Below are 23462 nucleotides of genomic sequence, written 5' to 3' on the forward strand. Positions count from 1 at the left end.
TTAACCGTTACGCGACGGGCGGTGCCGGCAGGCTGTTGGCCGGTGGCAAAGGCAGATAGGCACGAATGCGCAACCCACCGCGATCGCTGTCACCAATCTCCAGCGATCCCTGATGCGCGTCGATAATACGCTGCACAATCGCCAGACCTAATCCCGTTCCGCTGGTGCTGCGGGCGCTGTCTCCGCGCACAAACGGCTGGAACAGGTGCTTCAGCTGATCGGGCCGGATGCCCGGACCATCATCTTCAACCTGGAACCAGGCGCGCTGCAACTCGCTGCCGCTGCTGACCTTTATCCAACCGTTACCATAGCGGGCGGCGTTCACCACCATATTGGCCACCGCACGTTTAATGGATAGCGGGTTGATATCGACCATCAGTTCGCTGGTCATCACCTCGTTCTCAATCTCACGCTCATAGCCGCTTTCCGCCGCGACCACTTCGCCGAGTACGCCATTCAGGTCCGCACGCTCAAACTGCATCTCCTGGCCGGTACGCAGATAATCAATAAACTGCTCGATGATGGCGTTGCACTCTTCGATGTCTTTATTGATCGACTCAGCAAGATAGCCATCTTCCTGAGACATCATCTCGGTTGCCAGACGGATACGCGTCAGCGGCGTTCGCAGGTCATGACTGACACCCGCCATTAACAGCGTGCGGTCATCGGCCAGCTGTTTAACGCCAGACGCCATCTGATTAAACGCCCGGGTAACCGAGCGCACTTCTGACGCTCCGTACTCTCTCAGCGGCGGCGGAATAATGCCTTTACCCACCTGGATTGCGGCGTGCTCCAGCTCCACAAGGGGTCGATTCTGGATGCGGATAAACAGCCAGGCACCGCCAATCGCTAACAGCATGATCGCCAGCGTGTAGCGGAACAGCGGCGAGAAGTCCCCCTGATGAATTTCCGTCAGCGGCACCCTGACCCAGATATCCGGCGACAGCCAGGTTTTCAGCCACACCACCGGGGAGTTTTTATTCACCTCGACGCGAACGTCGGTCGGCCCACCCAGTTGCTGCGCCATCTGTTGGCTGAGGAATTCGTAATGCTGCGCCCAGCGCAATCCGCTCTCTTCCGCCGCCGCATTGGTATACAGCGAAATGCCTAACTCGCGGTATATCTCACGGCGGAATGCAGGTGGCACCTCAAGCTGCGTGCCATCCTCCAGCTGTAACCGATCGGTCATCAGCATTCGCACTTCATACGCCAGCACTTTGTTGAACTGCTGCAGGCTTGGCAGGATGGCAAAGTTCAGCACCACCAGATAGGTCGTGACCAGACTGACAAACAGCAGGGTCACGATCAACAGCAGCGTACGGGCAAAGGAACTGCGGGGAGAGAAGCGGATCCGCCTCATGCCTTACTGCCGTCCGGCACGAAGACGTAGCCCAGGCCCCAAACGGTCTGGATATAGCGTGGGTGCGCCGGATCTTCTTCCACCATGCGACGCAGGCGGGAGATCTGCACGTCAATCGAACGTTCCATCGCACTGTATTCACGGCCACGCGCCAGGTTCATCAGCTTATCGCGGGACAGCGGTTCACGCGGGTGGCTGACCAGCGCCTTCAGCACGGCGAACTCGCCGCTGGTGAGTGGCATAGGCTCGTCTTCACGGAACATTTCACGCGTGCCGAGGTTCAGTTTGAACTTACCGAAAGCGATCACCGCTTCTTCCTGCGACGGCGCGCCCGGCAGTTCATTCGCCTGACGACGCAGAACGGCACGGATACGGGCCAACAGCTCACGCGGGTTAAACGGTTTTGGAATGTAGTCATCAGCGCCGATTTCCAGGCCAACGATACGATCCACTTCTTCGCCTTTCGCCGTCACCATAATGATCGGCATTGGGTTGCTCTGGCTGCGCAGACGGCGGCAGATAGACAGGCCATCTTCGCCAGGCAGCATCAGGTCCAGCACCATCAGGTGGAAGGATTCACGCGTCAGCAGACGATCCATCTGCTCAGCGTTCGCCACGCTACGCACCTGGAAACCCTGTTCGGTCAGATAGCGTTCCAGCAACGCACGTAAACGCATGTCGTCATCCACGACCAGAATTTTGTAGTTCTCTTGCATGTCGATACTCCCAAAGGCGCAATTGCCCGAGCTATTATTTTCAAAAAAGATGCCTGAATGTAACAGTCAATAATGGTTTATATTCTAGCCGAAATTGTTACAAAGCATATTAAACAGCAGCTTATCTTTAATTTTGGCGGAAAAACCTGCGCTAATGCACAGCTTTTCAATGCCGAATAGTCAGAACAAACAAACAGTAAGCGCGGGCAGAAAAATGCAGAAGGGATTTGCATCAGTGCGCGCCGCACAACAAAATAGTCGCAGCATTCCCGTGAAAGAAATGGATTACGATGAAAACCCAACTGATTACCCGCGAAGGTTACGACAAGCTGAAGCAGGAACTCGACTTTCTCTGGCGGGAAGATCGGCCTGAAGTGACCAAAAAGGTGACCTGGGCGGCCAGCCTCGGTGACCGCAGTGAAAATGCCGATTACCAGTACAACAAGAAACGGCTGCGCGAGATTGACCGCCGCGTGCGCTATCTCACCAAATGCCTCGAGCAGCTGCGCATCGTGGAATACTCGCCGCAGCAGGATGGCAAAGTGTTCTTTGGCGCCTGGGTCGAGATTGAAAACGACGCGGGCGACGTGAAGCGTTTTCGCATCGCCGGCTACGACGAGATTTTTGGCCGCAATGACTACATCTCAATCGATTCACCGATGGCCCGCGCGCTGCTGAAGAAAGAGGTCGGCGATTTAGCGGTGGTGCCTACGCCGGTTGGCGATGCGCACTGGTATGTAGTGGCGATCGACTACGTTAAACAATCCTAATCACACGGATGTGGGCGCTGAGTGTCGCCCGGCGACTGGCAATTTCCGCCTGCAATCCGTATAACTGTCCGCTGTCTATAAGCCATAAAGTAACCGATGATGAAAGATTCGCTGAGCCGCATTATTGCAAGTGAGCTGCAGGCGCGAGCAGAACAGGTTGATGCCGCTGTCCGTCTGTTGGATGAAGGGAATACCGTGCCGTTTATCGCACGTTATCGTAAGGAAGTGACCGGCGGGCTGGATGATACCCAGCTGCGTATGCTGGAAACCCGCCTGAGCTACCTCAGGGAGCTGGAAGAGCGACGCCAGTCGATTCTGAAATCCATCGGCGACCAGGGCAAGTTAACCGATGAGCTGAGCACCGCCATCAGCAACACCCTGAGCAAAACCGAACTCGAAGACCTTTACCTGCCTTATAAGCAAAAGCGCCGCACGCGCGGAATGATTGCGCTTGAAGCCGGTCTGGAACCGCTGGCCGACACGCTGTGGCAGGATCCTTCACACGACCCTGAGCAGCTGGCCGCGACCTTTGTCGATGCCGATAAAGGCGTTGCGGACACCAAAGCCGCCCTTGATGGCGCGCGCTATATCCTGATGGAACGCTTCGCTGAAGACGCCTCGTTGCTGGCCAAAGTGCGTGACTACCTGTGGAAACATGCCCACCTGGTGTCGCGCGTCGTCGACGGCAAACAGGAGGAAGGCGCGAAGTTCCGCGACTACTTCGATCACCACGAAGCGCTGGCCACCGCACCATCCCACCGTGCGCTGGCGATGTTCCGCGGCCGCAATGAAGGCATCCTGCAGCTGTCACTGAATCCCGATCCGCAGTTCGATGAGCCGCCACGTGAAAGCCACGGCGAGCAGATCATTATCGATCACCTGCAGCTGCGCCTGAACAACGCACCGGCTGATGGCTGGCGTAAAGCGGTGGTCAGCTGGACCTGGCGCATCAAGGTGCTGCTGCACCTCGAAACCGAGCTGATGGGCACCGTGCGCGAACGCGCCGAAGATGAAGCGATCAACGTCTTTGCCCGTAACCTGCACGATTTGCTGATGGCGGCACCGGCAGGCATGCGCGCCACCATGGGCCTCGATCCGGGTCTGCGTACCGGCGTGAAGGTGGCGATCGTTGATGCCACCGGCAAGCTGGTCGCGACCGATACCATTTATCCGCATACCGGCCAGACGGCAAAAGCCGCGGCGGCCGTGGCGGCGCTGTGCACAAAACACAACGTTGAGCTGGTTGCCATCGGCAACGGCACCGCGTCCCGTGAAACCGAGCGCTTCTACCTGGATATTCAACAGCAGTATCCGCAGGTCAAGGCGCAGAAAGTGATCGTCAGTGAAGCCGGCGCATCGGTCTATTCCGCCTCTGAACTGGCCGCGCTGGAATTCCCTGACCTCGACGTGTCCATCCGTGGTGCGGTGTCGATTGCCCGCCGCTTGCAGGATCCGCTGTCTGAGCTGGTGAAAATCGACCCGAAATCCATCGGGGTTGGCCAGTATCAGCACGACGTCAGCCAGAGCCAGTTGGCGAAGAAGCTGGATGCGGTGGTCGAAGACTGCGTGAACGGCGTTGGCGTTGATTTGAACACCGCTTCCGTGCCGCTGCTGACCCGCGTGGCGGGCCTGAGCAAGATGATGGCGCAGAACATTGTCAGCTGGCGCGACGAGAACGGCCGTTTCCAGGATCGTCAGCAATTGCTGAAAGTCAGCCGTCTGGGACCGAAAGCCTTTGAGCAGTGCGCGGGCTTCCTGCGCATTAATCATGGCGATAACCCGCTGGATGCCTCAACGGTTCACCCGGAAGCCTACCCGGTGGTGCAGCGCATTCTGGCCGCCACTCAGCAGGCGTTGAATGACGTGATGGGCAACCCTACCGAGCTGCGCAACCTGCGTGCCGTCGACTTTACCGATGAGAAGTTCGGTGTGCCGACCGTCACCGATATCATCAAAGAACTGGAAAAACCGGGCCGCGATCCGCGTCCTGAGTTTAAAACGGCCCAGTTCGCAGAAGGTATCGAGACCATGAACGATCTGCTGCCCGGCATGGTGCTGGAAGGCGCGGTCACGAACGTCACCGGCTTTGGCGCCTTCGTCGATATCGGCGTGCATCAGGATGGTCTGGTGCATATCTCTTCACTGTCAGATAAGTTCATCGATGACCCACACAAGGTGGTCAAGGCGGGTGATATCGTTAAGGTGAAGGTGATGGAAGTCGATTTGCAGCGTAAGCGCGTTGCGCTGACTATGCGTCTTGATGAGCAGCCAGGCGAAGGCAACGCTCGCCGTGGCGGCGGCGGCAATGCCGGCCGTGACAACGCGAAACCCGCTCAGGGCAAACCGCGTCCACGGCAGGCGGCTCAGCCCGCAGTCAGCAACAACAGCGCGATGGGTGATGCGCTGGCCGCGGCGTTCGGCAAGAAACGCTAAGCAACACGCGCGGATCTGCCGGTCCGCGCGTCATTTCACCTGTGTTTAGTTTCGCTCCCCTCAAGCTTGTTCTGCATCAATAAGAGCGTGAATCGTTCTCATTATAATTGCCACCGTTGAATATCACGGCGCCTCCCGCCGCCAGGTGGAACTATGCAGATCGTCCCGCAGCAGTACTATAAAATCGTCAGCTTCTCTCCCTCCGTCAGCGCCGCGTTCCGACAGAAACTGCTGGCGCTTGGGCTGTTGCCCGGCGCCCATTTTCAGGTCAAGCGCATTGCCCCGCTGGGCGATCCGGTGCAGATCGAAGTTCGCCGCGTCAGCCTGATGCTGCGGAAAAAAGACCTGGCTTTCCTGCAACTGGAGCCTCAGCGCTGAGGGGACGATGAAGATGAAAACCTGCACCATTGGCCTGATTGGCAACCCGAACTCGGGTAAAACCACCCTGTTTAATCAGTTAACCGGCGCGCGGCAGCGAGTAGGCAACTGGGCTGGGGTGACGGTCGAGCGCAAACAGGGGCAGTTCGCGACGCAACGCTATGCTGTGCAACTGGTCGATCTGCCCGGCACCTATTCCCTCACCACCCTTTCTGCCGACAGCTCACTCGACGAGCAGATTGCCTGTCACTACATGTTAAGCGGCGAAGCCGATCTGGTGATCAACGTGGTCGACGCCAGCAATCTGGCCCGTAACCTATGGCTGACTCAGCAGCTGCAGGCATTGGGCGTGCCCTGCATCATCGCTCTGAATATGCTGGATATCGCCGCCAGCCAGCAGATTGATATTGATATTCCTTCCCTTGAAAAGCAGCTCGGCTGCCCGGTTATTCCGCTTGTTTCCACTCGCGCGCAGGGCATTGAACAGCTTAAGCAGGCAATTGATGACCATTCACGGCGTGTCGGCCAGTTTGCGGTCAGCTATCCCGCCGAAATCCTTGCACAGGTGGCCACGCTGAGTGACGCGATGCACGGCGAGCGATCGCCGGTACAACGCCGATGGCTGGCGTTACAGCTGCTTGAAGGCGATATCTACAGCCGCTCCCAGGCCAGCGAAGCCGCAGCCTTGCTGCAAACGTTCCCTGACCTGGCGGAAGCGCCGCTGAAGATTGCGGCAGCCCGCTATCAGGCCATTGATGCGGTGTGTGACGCGGTGACCGTGCCGCATCGGGCAACCGCGCACCGGCTTTCAACCCGGCTCGACAGCCTGGTTCTCAACCGCTGGCTCGGCCTGCCGATTTTCTTTGGCGTGATGTACCTGATGTTCTTCTTTGCCATCAACCTTGGCGGCGCGCTGCAACCGCTGTTTGAGATCGGATCGGCAGCGATATTTATTCACGGCACGCAGTGGCTTGGGGCCATGGCGCACTTCCCGCTGCCGCTCACGTTGTTCCTGGCACAGGGCATTGGCGGCGGTATCAATACCGTGATGCCGCTGGTGCCGCAAATCGGCCTGATGTATCTGTTCCTCTCGCTGATGGAAGACTCCGGCTATATGGCGCGCGCGGCGTTTGTGATGGATCGTCTGATGCAGGCGCTGGGTCTGCCCGGCAAATCCTTCGTGCCATTGATTGTCGGTTTTGGCTGCAATGTGCCGTCGGTGATGGGCGCCCGCACGCTGGATGCGCCGCGCGAGCGCCTGATGACCGTGCTGATGGCACCGTTTATGTCCTGCGGTGCCAGGCTGGCGATCTTCGCCGTATTTGCTGCCGCCTTCTTCGGCAAAAGCGGCTCGCTGGTGGTGTTCAGTCTTTATCTGTTGGGCATTGTCGCTGCCATTGTGACCGGGCTGCTGTTGAAAAAAACCTTACTGCGTGGGGAAGCGTCGCCGTTTGTGATGGAGCTGCCGACCTGGCACGTGCCCCATCTGAAAAGTCTGCTGCTGCAAACCTGGCAGCGGCTGCAAAGTTTTGTGCTGCGGGCCGGCAAAGTCATCGTGGTGGTTAGCGTGCTGATTGGTGCGCTGAACAGTTTCTCGTTCAGTGGTCAGCCGGTGGACAGCATCAACGATTCGGCGCTGGCTACCGTCAGCCGCACCCTGACGCCACTGCTGTCGCCGATGGGTGTGCAGCCGGATAACTGGCAGGCCACGGTCGGCCTGGTAACCGGCGCGATGGCGAAAGAAGTGGTGGTCGGGACGCTGAACACGCTGTACACCGCTGAAGCCCTGCACGAGCAGCCGTTTGACGCTGCCAGCTTCAGCCTGACCAGTGAGCTGAAAGACGCGCTGACAGAAACCTGGGACGGGGTTAAAGAGACCTTCAGCCTGAGCGTGCTGCTGAATCCGGTTGAAGCCAGTAAGGGCGACGGCGAAATGGCGACCGGCGCGATGGGGGTGATGCACAGCAAATTCGGCAGTGCCGCCGCCGCTTACAGCTATCTGATCTTCGTGCTGCTTTACGTGCCCTGTGTGTCCGTGATGGGTGCCATTGCGCGGGAAAGCAGTCGCCGCTGGATGTTTTTCTCGATTGGCTGGGGGCTGAATCTGGCTTACTCGCTGGCAACCGCGTTTTATCAGTTGGCCACCTTTAGCGATCATCCTCAATCCAGCAGCCTGATTTTACTGGCCGTTGCCGCTTTCAATCTGCTGCTGTGGCTGCGGCTGAAAACCCTGACCTTACCGCCGGAACGTCTGTCATTGAGCGTCGTCAGCCACTCACCGTGTGCGGGCTGTACCAAAAGTGGGCGCTGCCACTGATTTCCCTGACGAGACGCTGAGCGTCTGGCCGTTGAAGTTGCGATTCTGCTTCAACGGTCTACAGTGAAAACTATCGTGCTGTGGATAAATGCGGCGGCTCACTGCATCTCAATGGATAACATTACTCCCTTACTCGACAAAATTTACGACGGCACCTTTCCCCTCGTCTGCAGGGAAAAGCTGGCGGATGCTATTCTGCGCACCCGCAACGAACTGAATCATCAGCGTAAAGCGCATTGGGATGAAAAAGACGTGGTGCTGATCACCTACGCCGATCAGTTCCGCGAGGCCGATACGCCCACGCTGCGCACCCTCTCACGCTTCTATCAGCAACATTTGCAGTCCAGCTTTACGTTGGTTCACCTGCTGCCCTTTTTCCCTTATTCATCGGATGATGGCTTTTCGGTGATTGATTACCATCAGGTCAACGAGATTTGCGGGGACTGGTCAGATATCGCCGAACTGCACGGCCAGACGCGATTGATGTTTGATTTTGTCTGCAACCATATGTCCGCCCACAGCGGATGGTTCAGGCATTTTCTGGCGCAGGATCCGGGCTGGGATGATTTCTTTATCAGCATGCCACCGTCCACCGATTTGAGTGCGGTCACGCGTCCAAGAACCTCGCCGTTACTGACGCCGTTTCAGATGGCGGACGGTGAAACCCGCTTTATCTGGACCACCTTCAGCGCCGACCAGATCGATCTCAATTTTGCCAATCCTGAAGTGCTGCTGAGCATGGTCAACGTGCTGTTGGCTTATCTGGCAAAAGGGGCCGATTATGTCCGGCTGGATGCCGTTGGCTATATGTGGAAAACGCCCGGAACCTCCTGCATCCATCTGGAAAAGACCCACCTGCTGGTCAAACTGTTTCGCGCCATCGCCAATGCCGTGGCGCCAGGCACGGTGATCATCACCGAAACCAACGTGCCGCACAAAGACAACATCAGCTATTTGGGCAACGGCCAGGATGAAGCGCAGATGGTGTATCAGTTTTCACTGCCGCCGCTGGTGCTACACGCCATTCACAACGGATCGGCACGCGCACTGAAACAGTGGGCAGCCTCACTTGATGGCTCTGGCGGCACGACGACCTGGTTTAATTTCCTCGCGTCCCACGATGGCATCGGCCTGAATCCGCTCCGGGGCATTTTGCCGGAAACCGAAATCGTCTCGCTGGTCAGGGATTTGGCGATGGAAGGGGCGTTGGTTTCGTATAAAAACAATCCGGATGGCAGCACCAGCCCTTACGAAATCAACGTCACGTATATGGATGCCCTGAACAAAAAAGACGATGACGACAGCACCCGGCTGCAACGATTTATGTTGGCCCACGCCCTGTTGCTGGCGTTTCCTGGCGTGCCTGCGCTCTATATCCAGAGCATACTGGGCTCGCGCAACGATATGGATGGGGTGAAAGCCGCCGGACATAACCGGGCGATTAACCGGCAGAAGTACAGCCTCAGCCAGATTGAAGCGGAATTAAGCGATACCCATTCGCTGCGATATCGGGTTTATCACGCACTCGCCAGCCTGGTGCAACTCAGAACCCGGCAAACCGCCTTTCATCCGGATAATCCCATGCAGGTACTGGAAGGTGATAACGCGCTGTTCGTTATGTATCGCTGGTCCGAGAAAGATCATCAGACGTTGCTGTGCATATATAACCTCAGCAACCGGGAGATCGCATATACGCTGCCGGACGCCCGACGCTATCGCGATATTATTACCGACAGGATTTTCGACGGTGAGAAACCACTGACGTTAACGCCGCTCTCTTATATGTGGCTGAAGAGCTGATGGGAATGCGGAAATAACAACAGGCAGGGAAACCCTGCCTGTTGAGAGAAATTCAGACCCCTGTTAAACCGTGCTACAGCGGCCTTTAATACCGGTAATTACTTATACACGTCGGCAGCAGCACTGAATTTACCGTGCTCACGTCCGGCGATCACCAGATAGTATTTCCCACCTTTTTCATCCGCTTTTTGAGACAGATCTTTTTTAGCATCCATCGGAGAAGTCGCTTCCGCGGTAGTGGTCACAGTACCAATTTTTTCGAGATTCATTGTTTTAACTTCTTCTTTGGTCACTTCTTTAGCCGCCATGGCCGTAAAAGAAACCGAGCCTACCAGCAGGCTAATCGCAACAGTTTTAAAGATTTTCATCAAAGACACTCCTGTATAGTTGTTAGGAATAAGCAATCGCTTGATGAGAATTCAGGGAGGGAAAAAAGAGCCAACTCCCTGACAGCTCAGAGGTAATCAGTAAGCGATCCTGCTTACAGAGGTAATTATTACCCGTAATAAATAATTCGCCAGTTTTTGGCCAAAGTTTATGCGCTATTTTTCGAGCCGAAATCAATCAGTTGCTGGCAGAAAACCTCAGGATGGGAAATAAATGGCGCGTGCGCGGCTTTTTCAACAATAGTGGACTGGCTGGCAGGCCACGCGGCATCGAGCAACGGCACAATTTTACGCGGCACCAATCCATCCAGCGCGCCATAGATACGTAACAGCGGTACCGTCAGCGCTTTCATCTCTTCACGCAGGTCGACCGTGCGTAATATCTCCAGTCCGGCATCCAGCACGGCACTGTCGGGAGCCGGCAGGTCCAGCACCACGCTTTTCAGCAAGCGGGCATCCTGCCTGGCGCTTTCGGTGCCCAGCGTTTGCAAGGCAAGGAAACGCTCGACGGTGCGCTGAAAGTTTTCACTGAGCTGCTGCTGGAAACCCGCCAGCGTCTCAGGTTTGATGCCCGGCCAGCCATCTGCGGCAGAAAACGCCGGCGAGGAGGCGACGGTGATCAATCCGCTGACGCGTTCAGGATGCAATAAGGCCAGCTTGCTGGCGACCAGCCCGCCTAAAGACCAGCCCAGCCACAGCGCTTTTTCCGGCGCCTGCGGCAACAGGGTGGCGACCATCTGCTCAACGCTCATTGGCGAAAAATCCCGGCTGCGACCGTAGCCCGGCAGGTCGACCAGGTGCAGACAAAAATGCGGACTCAGTCGCTCAACCACGTTTTGCCAGACATCGGCATTCAGCCCCCATCCGTGCAGCATCACAAGATTGCGATCGCCGGTGCCGATTGTCTGCCAGTAAAGCTGTGTCATCCGTTATTGTCCTGTTTTTGCCATGGAGGCCGCTATGCTACCAATGCCCACCACATGTTGGCTATGCCAGATGCCGCTGACGTTTGCCCATCACGGCATTTGCAGCGTTTGTCTGCGCCACCTTCCGCCGTTGCCCACCTGCTGTCCGCGCTGTGGCCTGCCGTCTGCCAGTGCCAGAAAGGAATGCGGCGCCTGCCTGCTGAAACCCCCTTACTGGCACCAGATGATTATGGTCAGCGACTGGCGACCACCGCTCAGTGACTGGGTGAAGCGGTTAAAATTTTACCAGGCCACCGCACTCTCAGCCATGCTGGCGAGGCTGCTTTTGCTAAGCTGGTTAGATGCGCGCCGGAAGCACAAGCTGCGCAGACCTGACCTGCTGCTCTGTGTACCCTTACACCCATCACGCGCCTGGCGACGGGGCTATAATCAGATGGATGACGTGACCCGCCATCTCGCCCGTTGGCTTAAATGCCGTTATGCCCTGGCGGGAATTTCCCGGCACAGGAAAACGCGGATCCAGCACCAGCTGCTGGCCACCGCCCGAAGACGAAATCTGCGTGGGGCGTTCAGGGTTGAAATTGCGGTGAAAGGCCTGCATATCGCATTAACAGATGATGTGGTCACCACCGGCAGCACCGTGGGAGAGATTAGCCGCATTTTGTTGGCCGCAGGCGCGGCCAGCGTGCAGGTATGGAGCCTGTGCCGAACCTTGTAGAGCGTCGGCGATGGGCGTAATATCGTTAATTAATTGTATAAACTATTGAGCAATCGCCATGATCCTAATTACTGATTCTGCGCAAGAGCACTTCGCAAAACTGCTGTCGAAACAGGAAGATGGCACACAAATCCGTGTATTCGTAATCAATCCAGGTACGCCAACAGCCGAATGCGGCGTCTCTTACTGCCCACCCGATGCAGTAGAAGCCACCGACACCGAACTGAAGTTTGAAAAGCTGTCGGCCTATATTGATGAACTCAGCGCCCCTTATCTGGAAGAGGCGGAAATCGATTTCGTTACCGATAACCTCGGCTCTCAGCTGACGCTGAAAGCGCCTAACGCCAAAATGCGTAAGGTTGACGATAATGCCCCGCTGATTGAACGCGTTGAGTACCAGCTCCAGGCGACCATCAACCCACAGCTGGCCAGCCACGGCGGTAAAGTTTCGCTGATGGAAATCACCGATGACGGTTACGCTATCCTGCAATTTGGTGGCGGCTGTAACGGTTGTTCTATGGTCGATGTGACCCTGAAGGAAGGCATCGAAAAAGAACTGCTGGTGGCTTTCCCTGAGCTGAAAGGCGTACGCGATCTGACTGAACACCAGCGCGGCGAGCACTCTTTCTACTGAGTGGCATTAACGGGCGGATCCTTCCGCCCGTTTTCATTTCCGGTTTTACTCCCCCGCTTTCTTAATGGATTTCCCGCTTAGCTCACCCGCCTTGCGCCTGCGATTAATATCCTTAATCAGCCGGTTAACCCGCACATCGGCAAACATCTCTTCCAGCGTCATGCTGAGCTTTCTGCGCCAGTTTGGGTATTGATCGGTGGTTCCGGGCACATTGACCGGCTTATCCATATCCAGCCAGTCCTCCGGTTGCAGACCCAGAAGCGCACTGTTGCTGTCGGCAATAAATCGCTGCATCCCGCGATTCAACTCCGGAGTCATTTTCATCACGCTGGCTTTCTTGCCGTTGCTTTTAGACAGGCAGCCATATTGATGCAAGGCCGTCAGCAGAGCCTGCTTCTGTCTGGCGCGATCCTGATACAGCCGGTGCAGCACCACTTTGTCCGGGTAGAGCCCAAGCCGTTCCCCTAATACCAGATCGCCGGCATTCCAGAAGCCGCGCAGCGTTGGCAAATCGTGGGTGGTGGCACTCGCCATCGACTGACGGGGCCAGGCGGCGGGTGAACGGTACTGGTCCATATTCTGCTGCTCGAAGTACAGCACCTTCCAGGAGTAGATACCGCCATCTCGCAGCAGTGAGACGATCTCCTTCGGCACCGTGCCCAAATCTTCGCCAATCACCATGCACTGATTGCGCTGGCTCTCCAGTGCGAGGATTGCCAGCAATTCTTCCACCGGATAGTAAACATAGGCACCGAAGTTGGCGGTTTCACCGTAGGGGATCCACCATAGCCGCAGCATCGACATCACATGATCGATGCGCAGCGCACCGCAGCTGGCCATATTCGCCCGAACCAGGTCGATAAATGGCTGATAGCCTCTGGCTGCCATAACGTGTGGATCCATCGGTGGCAGCCCCCAGTTTTGCCCCAGCGGCCCCAGAATATCCGGCGGCGCCCCAACGGAAGCGCCGAGGCAATACAGCTCCGGATCGCACCAGGTTTCCGAACCGCCTTCGGCCACGCCAACCGCCAGGTCACGGTATAAGCCGATCGGCATCTTGCGCTGCTGGCTCAGCTGCCAGCAGGCATCAAACTGCCGGTTTGCCAGCCACTGTAACCACAGCCAGAAGCGGATTTCACTCTCCTGCTGCTGGCAAAACTGCTGCACTTCTTTCGAGTGGGCCTGCTGCAAGGTCTTCGGCCACACGGGCCAGCCCCAACGATCGGGGTTGTCCGCCAGCATAATGCCATGCAGCGCATCATAGGCCGCCTGCCAGTAGAGGCTGCTACCGCCTTCGGCGATAAAATCCTCAAATTGCACCACGTCGGGATCGCTATTTTTGCGCTGGGTAAAATGCTGCCACGCATGACGCAGCCCGCTGATTTTCAGCTCGCCAACCCGTGCATAATCCACCCAGTCACTTTCACGGGCTTTGGCCAGCTGCTTTTGCGTGCCTTTTTGTTGCCACCAGCGTTGCGCCGCTTTGCCCTGCTGGAAATCCGGCACCTCAGCCACAGCGATATACAGCACGTTCAGCCAGCGCCGGGACGAGGGACTGTACGGGCTGGCGCTTTCCGGGTTCGCGGGATACAGCGAATGGATCGGATTCAGGCCGATAAACGCGCCACCCCGATCGGCCACTTCCGCCAGCAGGCGTTTTAAATCGCCGAAATCTCCCATTCCCCAGTTCTGTTCAGAACGCACGGTATACAGCTGAACGCAGGATCCCCACAGTTTTTTGCCCTGCAGCAACGGCTCAGGTTCATAGCAGCGCTTAGGGGCCACAATGATCCGGCACTGCCACTGCTTTCCAGCCTGCTGAAGATGCAGCTGATGGTAGCCGAAGGCCAGATTGGCCGGCAGCCGGATCGCTTCCCCACCGTTCACCGTTCCGCTGTGTTCCCGCCCGTTCTCCATCATCAGCTGCCACTGATATTCGCCCTTTCCACCGACCGGCAGTTGCAGCAAACGCTTACGAATAAACACTTTGCAGGCCGGTACCGGCCCGGGTTTTTCTTTGTGCTTCCCCGACATCGCCGCCAGCAGACGCTGACGGATGGCCACGCTGACCTCTTCCGCCTCACCACGGGCGTTGATGTATTTTGTGGCGATCCCGGCGGCGGCGGCTTCCTGTTCAAATTTCTTTTTGTCCATTGCGGCTCCTTAGCGCTTCGCCTGCCAGATACGCTGCTGATAATCGCGGATTGAGCGATCGGAACTGAACATCCCGGTACGGGCAGTGTTCAGGATGGTGGCGCGGGTCCAGGCTTCCCGATCGCGCCACAGGGTTTCCACCCGCTTTTGCGCCTCGATATAGCTGTTGAAATCCGCCAGCACCAGCCAGGGATCGCCGCCCTTATCCAGGCTGTGCAGCATCAGGTCGAAGGCATGTTTATCACCATCGCTGAAGAAGCCTTTTTCCAGCTCCTTCAGCAGGCCATCAAGATGCTTATCCTTCTTACGCAGCTTTTTCGGTGAATAGCCGCCCGCTTTCAGCGCCTTCACTTCATACACCGAGTTACCGAAGATAAAGATATTCTCTTCACCGACCTGTTCGGCAATCTCAACGTTTGCCCCATCCAGCGTGCCGATAGTTAACGCGCCGTTCAGCGCCAGTTTCATATTGCCGGTACCGGACGCTTCATAACCGGCAGTGGAGATCTGTTCGGAAAGGTCCGCCGCCGGGATCATCAATTCCGCCGCCGTAATCCGGTAGTCAGGGATAAACACCACTTTCAGCTTGTCGCCTACCAGCGGATCGTTGTTGATTTTCTCCGCCACTTTATTGATGGCGTAGATAATATTTTTGGCGAGGTAGTAACCCGGTGCCGCTTTGGCACCAAACAGGAATACGCGCGGAACAACGTCTTTCTCAGGGTTTTCGCGCAGCGCTTTGTAGCAATGCAGGATGTGCAACAGACCCAGATGCTGGCGTTTGTACTCGTGCAGGCGTTTGATTTGCACATCGAACAGCGCATCCGGGCTGACCACAATGCCGGTCTCCCGCTTGATATAGTCGGCCAGCCGCACCTTGTTATCGTGTTTGATCTGGCGATAACGCTTACGGAAGGCTTTATTATCGGCAAAGGGTTCTAGCCCTTTCAGCACATCCAGCTGATTGGCCCATTCGACCTTCAACGTCTCGTCGATCAGCCCGGCCAGCGCCGGGTTACACTGTTTTAGCCAGCGGCGCGGGGTGATGCCGTTGGTGACATTGTGGAATTTGTTCGGCCACAGCTGGTGATACTCGGGGAACAGATCTTTCACCACCAGCTCAGAATGCAGTGCAGCCACACCGTTAACCGCAAAGCCACCGACCACGCAGAGGTTCGCCATCCGCAGCTGATGGTCGTAGAGCACCGCCAGCTTCTCCCACACCGCCTCTTCGCCAGGCCAGTGCTGCTCCACGACCTTTTTGAAGCGTTTGTTGATCTCGTTGACGATCATAAAATGGCGTGGCAACAGCGTGCGGAACAGCCGTTGATCCCAGCGCTCCAGCGCCTCCGGCATCAGCGTGTGGTTAGTGTAAGCGAAGGTTCTGCTGGTAATGGCCCAGGCGTCGTCCCAGCTCATCTGATGATCATCAAGCAAGACGCGCAGCATTTCAGGAATGGCGATGGTGGGATGGGTATCGTTTAGCTGGATGACTTCATAATCCGGCAGCTCGGCGATATGGCGCCCGGCCAGATGATGGCGGCGCAGAATGTCGGCCACCGAGCAGGCACACTGGAAATACTGCTGCATCAGGCGCAGCTGCTTGCCTTCCTGATGGTTATCATTCGGATACAGCACTTTGGTCAGCTTCGCTGCGTCAATCCCCTGCTGTTCAGCCTTGAGGAACTTGCCGTCATTAAATAACGTCAGATCAAAGGGATGCGCATGCGTGGCCTGCCACAGTCGCAGTGGCTGAGTGATGCCGTTGCGATAGCCGGTGACGGGCAGATCCCAGGCCTCACCCCGCAGCGTAAACGCCGGTTCCCAGCGGGAGATACCGCCCTGTTTAACCACTTTACCGCCCAGTCCAACGTTCACATCCAGCGCCGCGTTATGGCGGAACCACGGATAGCTGTTGCGCTGCCAGTCGTCCGGCGCTTCAAACTGCTGGCCGTCAACAAAGGACTGGCGGAACAAGCCGTACTGATAGTTCAGCCCGTAGCCGATTGCCGGTTGTCCCACCGTCGCCATCGAATCGAGATAGCAGGCCGCCAGTCGCCCCAGCCCCCCGTTGCCTAATGCCGGATCGACCTCTTCTTCCAGCAGCTCGCTCAAATCGCACTGGTGCTTAGCCAGGCTGGCTTTGACCTCATCATACCAACCGAGATTCAGCAGGTTATTGCCGGTCAGCCTGCCGATTAAGAATTCCATTGAAATGTAGTTAACGTGGCGCTGTTTCCTGGTCGGTCTGGCCACCGGCAAGGCCGCCAGCATCTCGGCCAGTGCGCCGCTAAGGGCCTGCCACCATTGATGCTGCGTCATTTCACTGGCTGAAGCTAAACCAAGATGTTGCCACTGACGGGTAAGGGCCGCGTCAAAACGCGCCTGATTGAATTTCTGCTGCGACATACCGCTTCCTTATTAAAAGGGAAAAATGGCAAAGTGCAAACCGGCTTACGACTCTTACAGTTAAGACCGGAACAGAATAAATTGCTCGTTGAGGGAAAGATAAACTTGATACAAAAGAAGAAAGGAGAAAAGCGCGCGGCATCCTTGCCACAGTGTGCAGAGCCCGGGCGTTAGCACAGCTCCAGATGCACTTCGTGCTGCTCGATGGTCTGCATCACGCTCGGTGGCGGCGTCTCATCGGTAAACAGGTAGTCGATCAGGCTCATATTTCCCAGATTGACCATCGCGTTGCGGCCAAACTTGGAGTGGTCAGCAACCAGCATGACGCAGCGAGAGTTTTCAATAATCGCCCGCTTGGTACGCACTTCGTGATAGTCGAAGTCCAGCAGAGAACCGTCCATATCGATGCCGCTGATCCCCAGAATGCCGAAGTCCAGGCGGAACTGAGAGATATAGTCGAGCGTCGCCTCACCCATAATGCCGCCATCACGGGTACGCACTTCGCCACCGGCAACGATCAGACTGAAATCGGGTTTCGACATCAGCAGCATCGCGACATTCAGGTTGTTGGTTACCACCCGCAGATTGCTGTGATTCAGCAACGCGTGCGCCACCGCTTCCGGCGTGGTGCCGATATCAATGAACAGCGACGCGCCGTCAGGGATCTGGCTGGCAACGCGCTGGGCAATACGCGCTTTTTCGGCCGACCACATCATCTTACGATCCTGCCAGGCGGTATTTTCCGAACTGGATGGCAGGGCAGCCCCGCCGTGATGACGTTGAATTTTATTCTGTTCTGCCAGGTCGTTCAGGTCGCGACGGATGGTTTGTGGGCTGACGGCAAAATGATCCCCCAGCTCTTCCGTACTGACATATCCCTGACGACGCACTAATTCGATAATGGCGTCATGACGTTGCGTTTGCTTCACAAAACTCTCCTGTCCAGGCGTCCCTGCTGATGAATGCTTTAGGATCTTTTAACGTGTCGGGTATCAACAAATGCCATGGCCAGACCGACCAACAGGCCGGTAACGTGCGCGGCGTTGGCAATAGACAAGCCAAACCAGCCCATGTAGCCCACCACCAGCCAGACGACCGCGAAGGCCATCAGCCCACGTTCAAGGTAGATGCCACTTTGCGGGTCGCGCTCGCCTCTCAGCCACGCGTAGCCCATCAGAGCATAGACGGCGCCAGACAGGCCACCAAACATCACCCCACTGTATTTGGACTGCATCCAGCCACTGAGCAGCGCCGAGATCAGCAGGATGACAAACAGCTTGCCGCTGCCCAGCCTTTTTTCCACCGCGCCGCCCAGATACCACCACCACATCAGGTTAAAGGTGATGTGCAGGATCGAGAAGTGCAGCAGCGCATGGGTGAACCAGCGCCACAACTCAAAGTGCTGGTCTGCATCAGGCCAGGCCAGCAGGCTCATGACCGTCTGGTCGCCAAAAATCTGCATCAGGACAAAGACCACGATGCACATCACCATCACGGACAGCGTTAGCGGTCCGGCGCGCTCACGGATATTGGCCAACAGTGAGGAGCCCTGATAATGAATGCCGGACGAGGTGCTGCCTGAATGCCAGCTCGCCGCCTGATAGCGCGGGTGGTTCGGGTCGCGAATAAACTGGCTAAGTTCGTTTTCGACCAGATTGACTTTCGAATCATCATCCAGCCAAACCGTATAATGGTTATCGTGCTCCACCCGCAGCTGGATGCCACGGGTTGCCATATAGTCCACAAAGGCTTGCGCCATGCGGGGGTTGGAGAATTCAGTGATGCGCATCATCGCCGTCGAAAGTCCCTGTTAATTAAAACGAAAGAACAGTATACCGCACTGTTTGAAGAGGGTCAGTTAAAGCGCAACGGCTTCCACCTGCTGCGGGAACACCACACGCCAGGCTTCAAAACCCCCATCAACGCTGAACACCTGATTAAATCCCTGGTTCAACAGATACTGCGCGGCACTTTTACTGCTGATGCCGTGATAGCACATCACCAGCACCGGCGTGTCGACATCCGACTGCGCGATAAAACCGGGCAGCGACTCATTGGTCAGATGAAAGGCCCCGCTGGCATGCGCGGCGGCATAACTCTGCGGATCGCGGATATCAACCAGCAGCGCGTTGTTGTCGGTCATCTGTGCCTGTGCCTGCTGCACGCTGATGCACTCAAATTGTTCCATGGTGGGTTCTCGTCAAAGTCAGACAAATCAGCCTTATTGTAACGCGAAGGTTGCCTGGAATAACCCGATATGTTGCAGGGTTAAGCGGCTTTTCTTTGCTCAATTATGTTACCTGCATCACGCATAAATGTTTTTATTCGGTTAACGCTGGCATCAATGTGCGAATACGATTATTATAATGCTCGAAAACGAACATTTAAGAACTATTCCGAACATCGGGGGAAGATGACGTGGAAACCAAAGATTTGATCGTAATCGGCGGCGGCATCAACGGCGCTGGCATTGCGGCTGATGCTGCAGGACGCGGCCTGTCTGTGCTGATGCTGGAAGCGCAAGATTTGGCCTGCGCGACCTCTTCCGCCAGCTCCAAACTTATCCACGGTGGCCTGCGCTACCTGGAGCATTACGAATTCCGTCTGGTCAGCGAAGCGCTGGCAGAACGTGAAGTGCTGTTGAAGATGGCACCGCACATCGCTTTCCCAATGCGTTTCCGTCTGCCGCACCGTCCGCATCTGCGTCCGGCGTGGATGATCCGCATCGGTCTGTTTATGTATGACCATCTGGGCAAACGCACCAGCCTGCCGGGCAGCAAAAGCTTGCGTTTTGGCTCAGATTCGGTACTGAAGCCTGAAATCGTGCGCGGTTTCGAATATTCCGACTGCTGGGTGGACGATGCGCGCCTGGTTGTGCTGAATGCGCAGGAAGTTGAGAAGCGCGGTGGCGAAGTCCGCACCCGCACCAAAGTGACCCGCGCATGGCGTGAAAATGGCCTGTGGAGGGTTGAAGCCGAAGATATCGACAGCGGCAAAACCTTCACCTGGCGTGCCAAAGGTCTGGTCAATGCCGCTGGCCCATGGGTTAAGCAGCTGTTTGATGATGGCCTGAAGCTGAAATCGCCATACGGTATTCGCCTGATCAAGGGCAGCCACATCGTGGTGCCACGCGTGCATACGCAGAAACAGGCTTACATTCTGCAGAACGAAGATAACCGTATCGTGTTTGTGATCCCGTGGAGGGACGAATTCTCGATCATCGGCACCACCGACGTGGAATACAAAGGCGATCCGAAAAACGTCCATATCGACGACAACGAGACCGAATACCTGCTGAAAGTGTTCAACGGCCACTTTAAGAAGTCGCTGAGCAAAGAGGATATCGTCTGGTCTTACTCCGGCGTGCGTCCACTGTGCGATGACGAATCTGATTCACCGCAGGCGATCACCCGCGATTACACGCTCGACGTGCGCGATGATAACGGCCAGGCACCGTTGCTCTCTGTCTTTGGTGGCAAGCTCACCACTTACCGTAAGCTGGCTGAGCACGCGATGGAGAAATTGTCGAAGTACTATCCGAAAGCGGGTCCAGCCTGGACCAAAACCTGCGTGCTACCAGGCGGAGATATTGCCGGTACGCGTGAAGATTACGCCGCCAGCCTGCGTCGCCGTTATCCGTTCATTACTGAAGGGATGGCCCGTCACTACGCCCGGACTTACGGTAGCAATACCGAGAAGCTGTTAAGCGGCGCGACCAGCCTGGAAGAGTTGGGCGAGCTGTTTGGTCACCACTTCTATGAAGCCGAACTGCGTTATCTGGTGGAAAATGAGTGGGTGCGTGAGCAGGATGATGCCCTGTGGCGCAGGACCAAAATCGGTATGTGGCTGAACGATGAGCAACGCGCCCGCGTTGGCGAATGGCTGGCTCAGCACGCGAAGAAACCGGCGCTGTCACTGGCTTCCTGATTCATCCCGTCGACGTAAAGAAAAGGGGCAGAATGATTATTCTGCCCCTTTTGCATTTCTGCTTTTAACGCGCGGGATTATAACCGTACCGGTTTGATCCCCCAAATCTCGTCAGCGTATTCCTGGATCGTCCGGTCCGAAGAGAAGTAGCCCATATTGGCGATGTTCAGCAGCGCCTTGCGGGTCCACTCATCCGGGTGACGATAAAGCGCATCCACCTTATCCTGGGTATCAACATAGCTGCGATAGTCGGCCAGCAGCTGGTAATGGTCGCCCAGATTGACCAGCGAATCGAACAGATTACGGTAGCGGCCCGGTTCCTGAGGACTGAAGGTGCCGGTGGCGATTTGCGTCAGCGCCTGATGCAGTTCCGCATCCTGCTCGTAAATCTTGTGCGCGCTATAGCCATTCTTGCGCAGCGCTTCGACCTGCGGCGTAGTGTTACCGAAGATAAACATATTCTCCTCGCCCACGTGCTCCAGCATCTCGACATTGGCACCATCCAGCGTGCCGATGGTCAGCGCGCCGTTCAGCGCAAATTTCATATTACTGGTGCCGGACGCTTCGGTCCCCGCCAGTGAAATCTGTTCCGAGAGATCTGCCGCCGGAATGATGATCTGCGCCAGACTGACGCTGTAGTTAGGCACAAAAACCACCTTCAGCCGGTTTCTCACCAGCGGATCGTTGTTAATGACCTTCGCCACATCGTTGATCAGGTGGATGATATGCTTCGCGGTGTAGTAAGCCGAGGCAGCCTTACCGGCAAAGATATTAACGCGCGGCACCCAGTCAGCATCAGGATCCTCTTTGATGCGGTTATAGCGGGTGATCACATGCAGTACGTTCAGCAGCTGACGCTTATATTCGTGGATGCGCTTGATCTGCACGTCAAACAGCGCGTGCGGATCGATAACCACCCCCATTTTCTGCGCAATATAGTCGGCCAGCCGCTTTTTGTTGTGCAGCTTGGCATCGCTGATCTGCGCCAGGAAGCTGGGGTAATCGATATGCTGCTTCAGCTCATCCAGCTGGCTCAGCTCGGTACGCCAGGTGCGGCCAATCGCCTCATCCAGCACCCCGGAAAGTTCAGGATTCGCCAGCGCCAGCCAGCGACGCGGGGTCACGCCGTTGGTTTTATTGCAGAAACGGCCAGGGAACAGCGCGGCAAAATCCGCAAACAGCGACTGCACCATCAGATTGGAGTGCAGCTCAGAAACGCCGTTCACCTTGTGGCTGACCACGACCGCCAGCCAGGCCATACGAATTTTTCGGCCGTTGTTCTCATCAATGATCGAAATGCGTGACTGCAGATCCCAGTCGTCCGGGTAGTAATCCTGAATGGTTTTCAGGAAATAATCGTTAATATCAAAGATGATTTGCAGATGGCGCGGCAGGATCTTGCCGATCATATCGACCGGCCAGGTCTCCAGCGCTTCGGTCATCAGCGTGTGGTTGGTATAGGAGAACACCTGACAGGTGACTTCAAACGCATCATCCCAGCTGAACTTATGCTCATCGATCAGCAGGCGCATCAGTTCCGGGATCGCCAGCACCGGGTGAGTGTCATTCAGGTGAATGGCAATCTTGTCGGCGAGGTTATCGAAGGTTTGATGCATCCGCCAGTGGCGGCTGAGGATATCCTGCACCGTGGCCGAGACAAGGAAATACTCCTGACGCAGCCGCAGTTCCCGGCCAGAATAGGTCGAGTCATCGGGATAGAGCACGCGGGACACGTTTTCCGAATGGTTCTTATCTTCGACCGCCGCAAAGTAATCGCCCTGGTTGAATTTCCCCAGATTGATTTCATTACTGGCCTGCGCTGACCACAGGCGCAGGGTGTTAGTGGCATCGGTGTCATAGCCCGGGATAATCTGGTCGTAGGCCATCGCCTGCACTTCTTCGGTTTCCAGCCAGCGCGATCGGCTGCCTTCCAGCTGGATACGTCCGCCGAAGCGCACTTTGTAGCGGGTGTTAAAGCGCTGGAACTCCCAGGGATTACCGTATTCCAGCCAGTAGTCCGGGGACTCGGCCTGGCGACCATCAATGATATTTTGCTTGAACATGCCGTAGTCGTAGCGAATGCCATAGCCGCGGCCAGGCAATCCTAACGTGGCAAGGGAATCCAGGAAGCACGCAGCCAGTCGGCCTAAACCACCGTTCCCCAAACCCGGATCGCTCTCTTCTTCAATCAGGTCTTCCAGATTGAAGCCCATCTCCTCCAGCGCGGCCTGAGCATCATCGTACATGCCCATCGCCAGCAGCGCGTTGGAAAGGGTTCTGCCTACCAGAAACTCCATCGACAGGTAATACACCTGCCGCACATCCTGGGAAAGCTGCGCACGGTTGGAACGCAGCCAACGCTCAACCATCCGATCCCTGACCGCCAGCAGCGTGGCATTCAGCCATTCATGCTTGTTGGCAATCGAGGGATCTTTACCGATGGTAAACATCAATTTATAGGCAATCGAGTGCTTCAGCGCATCGACGCTGAGCGTGGGAGCGGTATAGGTGAAAGGTGCGTTCATATCAAAATT

At 56.4% G+C, this 23462-nt stretch carries 18 protein-coding genes; 8 read left to right on the forward strand and 10 right to left on the reverse strand.

Features of this window, described 5'->3' with window-relative positions; translation table 11 throughout:
- Positions 1 to 7: 7 nt before the first annotated feature.
- Together envZ and ompR are read right to left on the reverse strand one after the other, a co-directional pair.
- On the reverse strand, positions 8 to 1360 hold the full coding sequence (gene envZ, locus E2F51_RS05350) for a two-component system sensor histidine kinase EnvZ (RefSeq protein ID WP_013204205.1): 1353 nt from the start codon (positions 1358 to 1360) through the stop codon (positions 8 to 10).
- Positions 1357 to 2076, reverse strand: coding sequence for a two-component system response regulator OmpR (ompR, locus tag E2F51_RS05355; protein WP_001157751.1), 720 nt, complete (start codon positions 2074 to 2076; stop codon positions 1357 to 1359). The genes envZ and ompR overlap by 4 nt, the downstream gene beginning before the upstream one ends.
- A gap of 290 nt (positions 2077 to 2366) precedes the next feature.
- Between ompR and greB the strand changes: the two genes are divergently transcribed.
- From greB to E2F51_RS05380, 5 genes are all read left to right on the forward strand, one after another.
- Entirely contained in the window at positions 2367 to 2846 is a 480-nt protein-coding gene (gene greB, locus E2F51_RS05360) for a transcription elongation factor GreB (RefSeq protein WP_013204206.1), read from the forward strand.
- A 96-nt stretch (positions 2847 to 2942) separates the two neighbouring features.
- A complete protein-coding gene (locus tag E2F51_RS05365; RefSeq protein ID WP_134822917.1) occupies positions 2943 to 5279 on the forward strand; it encodes a Tex family protein in 2337 nt (778 codons plus the stop codon).
- 153 nt (positions 5280 to 5432) lie between these two features.
- Positions 5433 to 5657: a ferrous iron transporter A gene (gene feoA, locus E2F51_RS05370; RefSeq protein ID WP_013204208.1), complete on the forward strand. Its 225-nt coding sequence runs from the start codon at positions 5433 to 5435 to the stop codon at positions 5655 to 5657.
- A gap of 13 nt (positions 5658 to 5670) precedes the next feature.
- A complete protein-coding gene (feoB, locus tag E2F51_RS05375; protein WP_134824815.1) occupies positions 5671 to 7974 on the forward strand; it encodes a Fe(2+) transporter permease subunit FeoB in 2304 nt (767 codons plus the stop codon).
- Between the two features lie 111 nt (positions 7975 to 8085).
- The gene (locus tag E2F51_RS05380) at positions 8086 to 9774 is read left to right on the forward strand and encodes a sugar phosphorylase (protein ID WP_134824816.1); all 1689 of its coding nucleotides are present in this window, start codon (positions 8086 to 8088) and stop codon (positions 9772 to 9774) included.
- Between the two features lie 98 nt (positions 9775 to 9872).
- Here the strand turns inward: E2F51_RS05380 and E2F51_RS05385 are convergent, their stop codons facing one another.
- Both E2F51_RS05385 and bioH read right to left on the reverse strand, forming a co-directional pair.
- Positions 9873 to 10142: a DUF1471 domain-containing protein gene (locus E2F51_RS05385; protein WP_013204211.1), complete on the reverse strand. Its 270-nt coding sequence runs from the start codon at positions 10140 to 10142 to the stop codon at positions 9873 to 9875.
- A 167-nt stretch (positions 10143 to 10309) separates the two neighbouring features.
- Positions 10310 to 11086, reverse strand: a complete 777-nt coding sequence (gene bioH / locus E2F51_RS05390) for a pimeloyl-ACP methyl ester esterase BioH (protein WP_013204212.1) — start codon at positions 11084 to 11086, stop codon at positions 10310 to 10312.
- A 34-nt stretch (positions 11087 to 11120) separates the two neighbouring features.
- Here bioH and gntX point away from each other — a divergent pair, with 34 nt between their 5' ends.
- Positions 11121 to 11804, forward strand: a complete 684-nt coding sequence (gene gntX / locus E2F51_RS05395; RefSeq protein WP_041692147.1) for a DNA utilization protein GntX — start codon at positions 11121 to 11123, stop codon at positions 11802 to 11804.
- A 58-nt stretch (positions 11805 to 11862) separates the two neighbouring features.
- On the forward strand, positions 11863 to 12438 hold the full coding sequence (gene nfuA, locus E2F51_RS05400) for a Fe-S biogenesis protein NfuA (RefSeq protein ID WP_013204214.1): 576 nt from the start codon (positions 11863 to 11865) through the stop codon (positions 12436 to 12438).
- 45 nt (positions 12439 to 12483) lie between these two features.
- On the opposite strand, the gene malQ is transcribed toward nfuA, so the two are convergent.
- The 5 genes from malQ to glpE all read right to left on the reverse strand — a co-directional run bounded on the left by malQ (position 12484) and on the right by glpE (position 19189).
- Positions 12484 to 14592, reverse strand: coding sequence for a 4-alpha-glucanotransferase (gene malQ, locus E2F51_RS05405; RefSeq protein ID WP_134822918.1), 2109 nt, complete (start codon positions 14590 to 14592; stop codon positions 12484 to 12486).
- Positions 14593 to 14601: 9 nt separating this feature from the next.
- Positions 14602 to 17001 carry a maltodextrin phosphorylase gene (gene malP, locus E2F51_RS05410; RefSeq protein WP_134822919.1) on the reverse strand — a complete coding sequence of 800 codons (2400 nt, stop codon included), beginning with the start codon at positions 16999 to 17001 and terminating at the stop codon, positions 14602 to 14604.
- A gap of 170 nt (positions 17002 to 17171) precedes the next feature.
- Positions 17172 to 17930, reverse strand: coding sequence for a DeoR/GlpR family transcriptional regulator (locus tag E2F51_RS05415; RefSeq protein ID WP_134822920.1), 759 nt, complete (start codon positions 17928 to 17930; stop codon positions 17172 to 17174).
- Between the two features lie 38 nt (positions 17931 to 17968).
- Positions 17969 to 18790 (reverse strand): rhomboid family intramembrane serine protease GlpG, encoded by an 822-nt coding sequence (gene glpG / locus E2F51_RS05420; protein WP_041692446.1) that lies wholly within the window; start codon positions 18788 to 18790, stop codon positions 17969 to 17971.
- A 69-nt stretch (positions 18791 to 18859) separates the two neighbouring features.
- A complete protein-coding gene (gene glpE, locus E2F51_RS05425; protein ID WP_013204219.1) occupies positions 18860 to 19189 on the reverse strand; it encodes a thiosulfate sulfurtransferase GlpE in 330 nt (109 codons plus the stop codon).
- A gap of 230 nt (positions 19190 to 19419) precedes the next feature.
- On the opposite strand from glpE, the gene glpD reads away from it, so the two are divergent.
- Positions 19420 to 20928 (forward strand): glycerol-3-phosphate dehydrogenase, encoded by a 1509-nt coding sequence (gene glpD, locus E2F51_RS05430; protein WP_134822921.1) that lies wholly within the window; start codon positions 19420 to 19422, stop codon positions 20926 to 20928.
- Positions 20929 to 21005: 77 nt separating this feature from the next.
- Here the strand turns inward: glpD and glgP are convergent, their stop codons facing one another.
- Positions 21006 to 23453: a glycogen phosphorylase gene (gene glgP / locus E2F51_RS05435; protein WP_013204221.1), complete on the reverse strand. Its 2448-nt coding sequence runs from the start codon at positions 23451 to 23453 to the stop codon at positions 21006 to 21008.
- Positions 23454 to 23462 lie beyond the last annotated feature (9 nt).

The sequence above is a fragment of the Erwinia sp. QL-Z3 genome, from assembly GCF_004551645.1.
GTDB lineage: Bacteria > Pseudomonadota > Gammaproteobacteria > Enterobacterales > Enterobacteriaceae > Erwinia > Erwinia billingiae.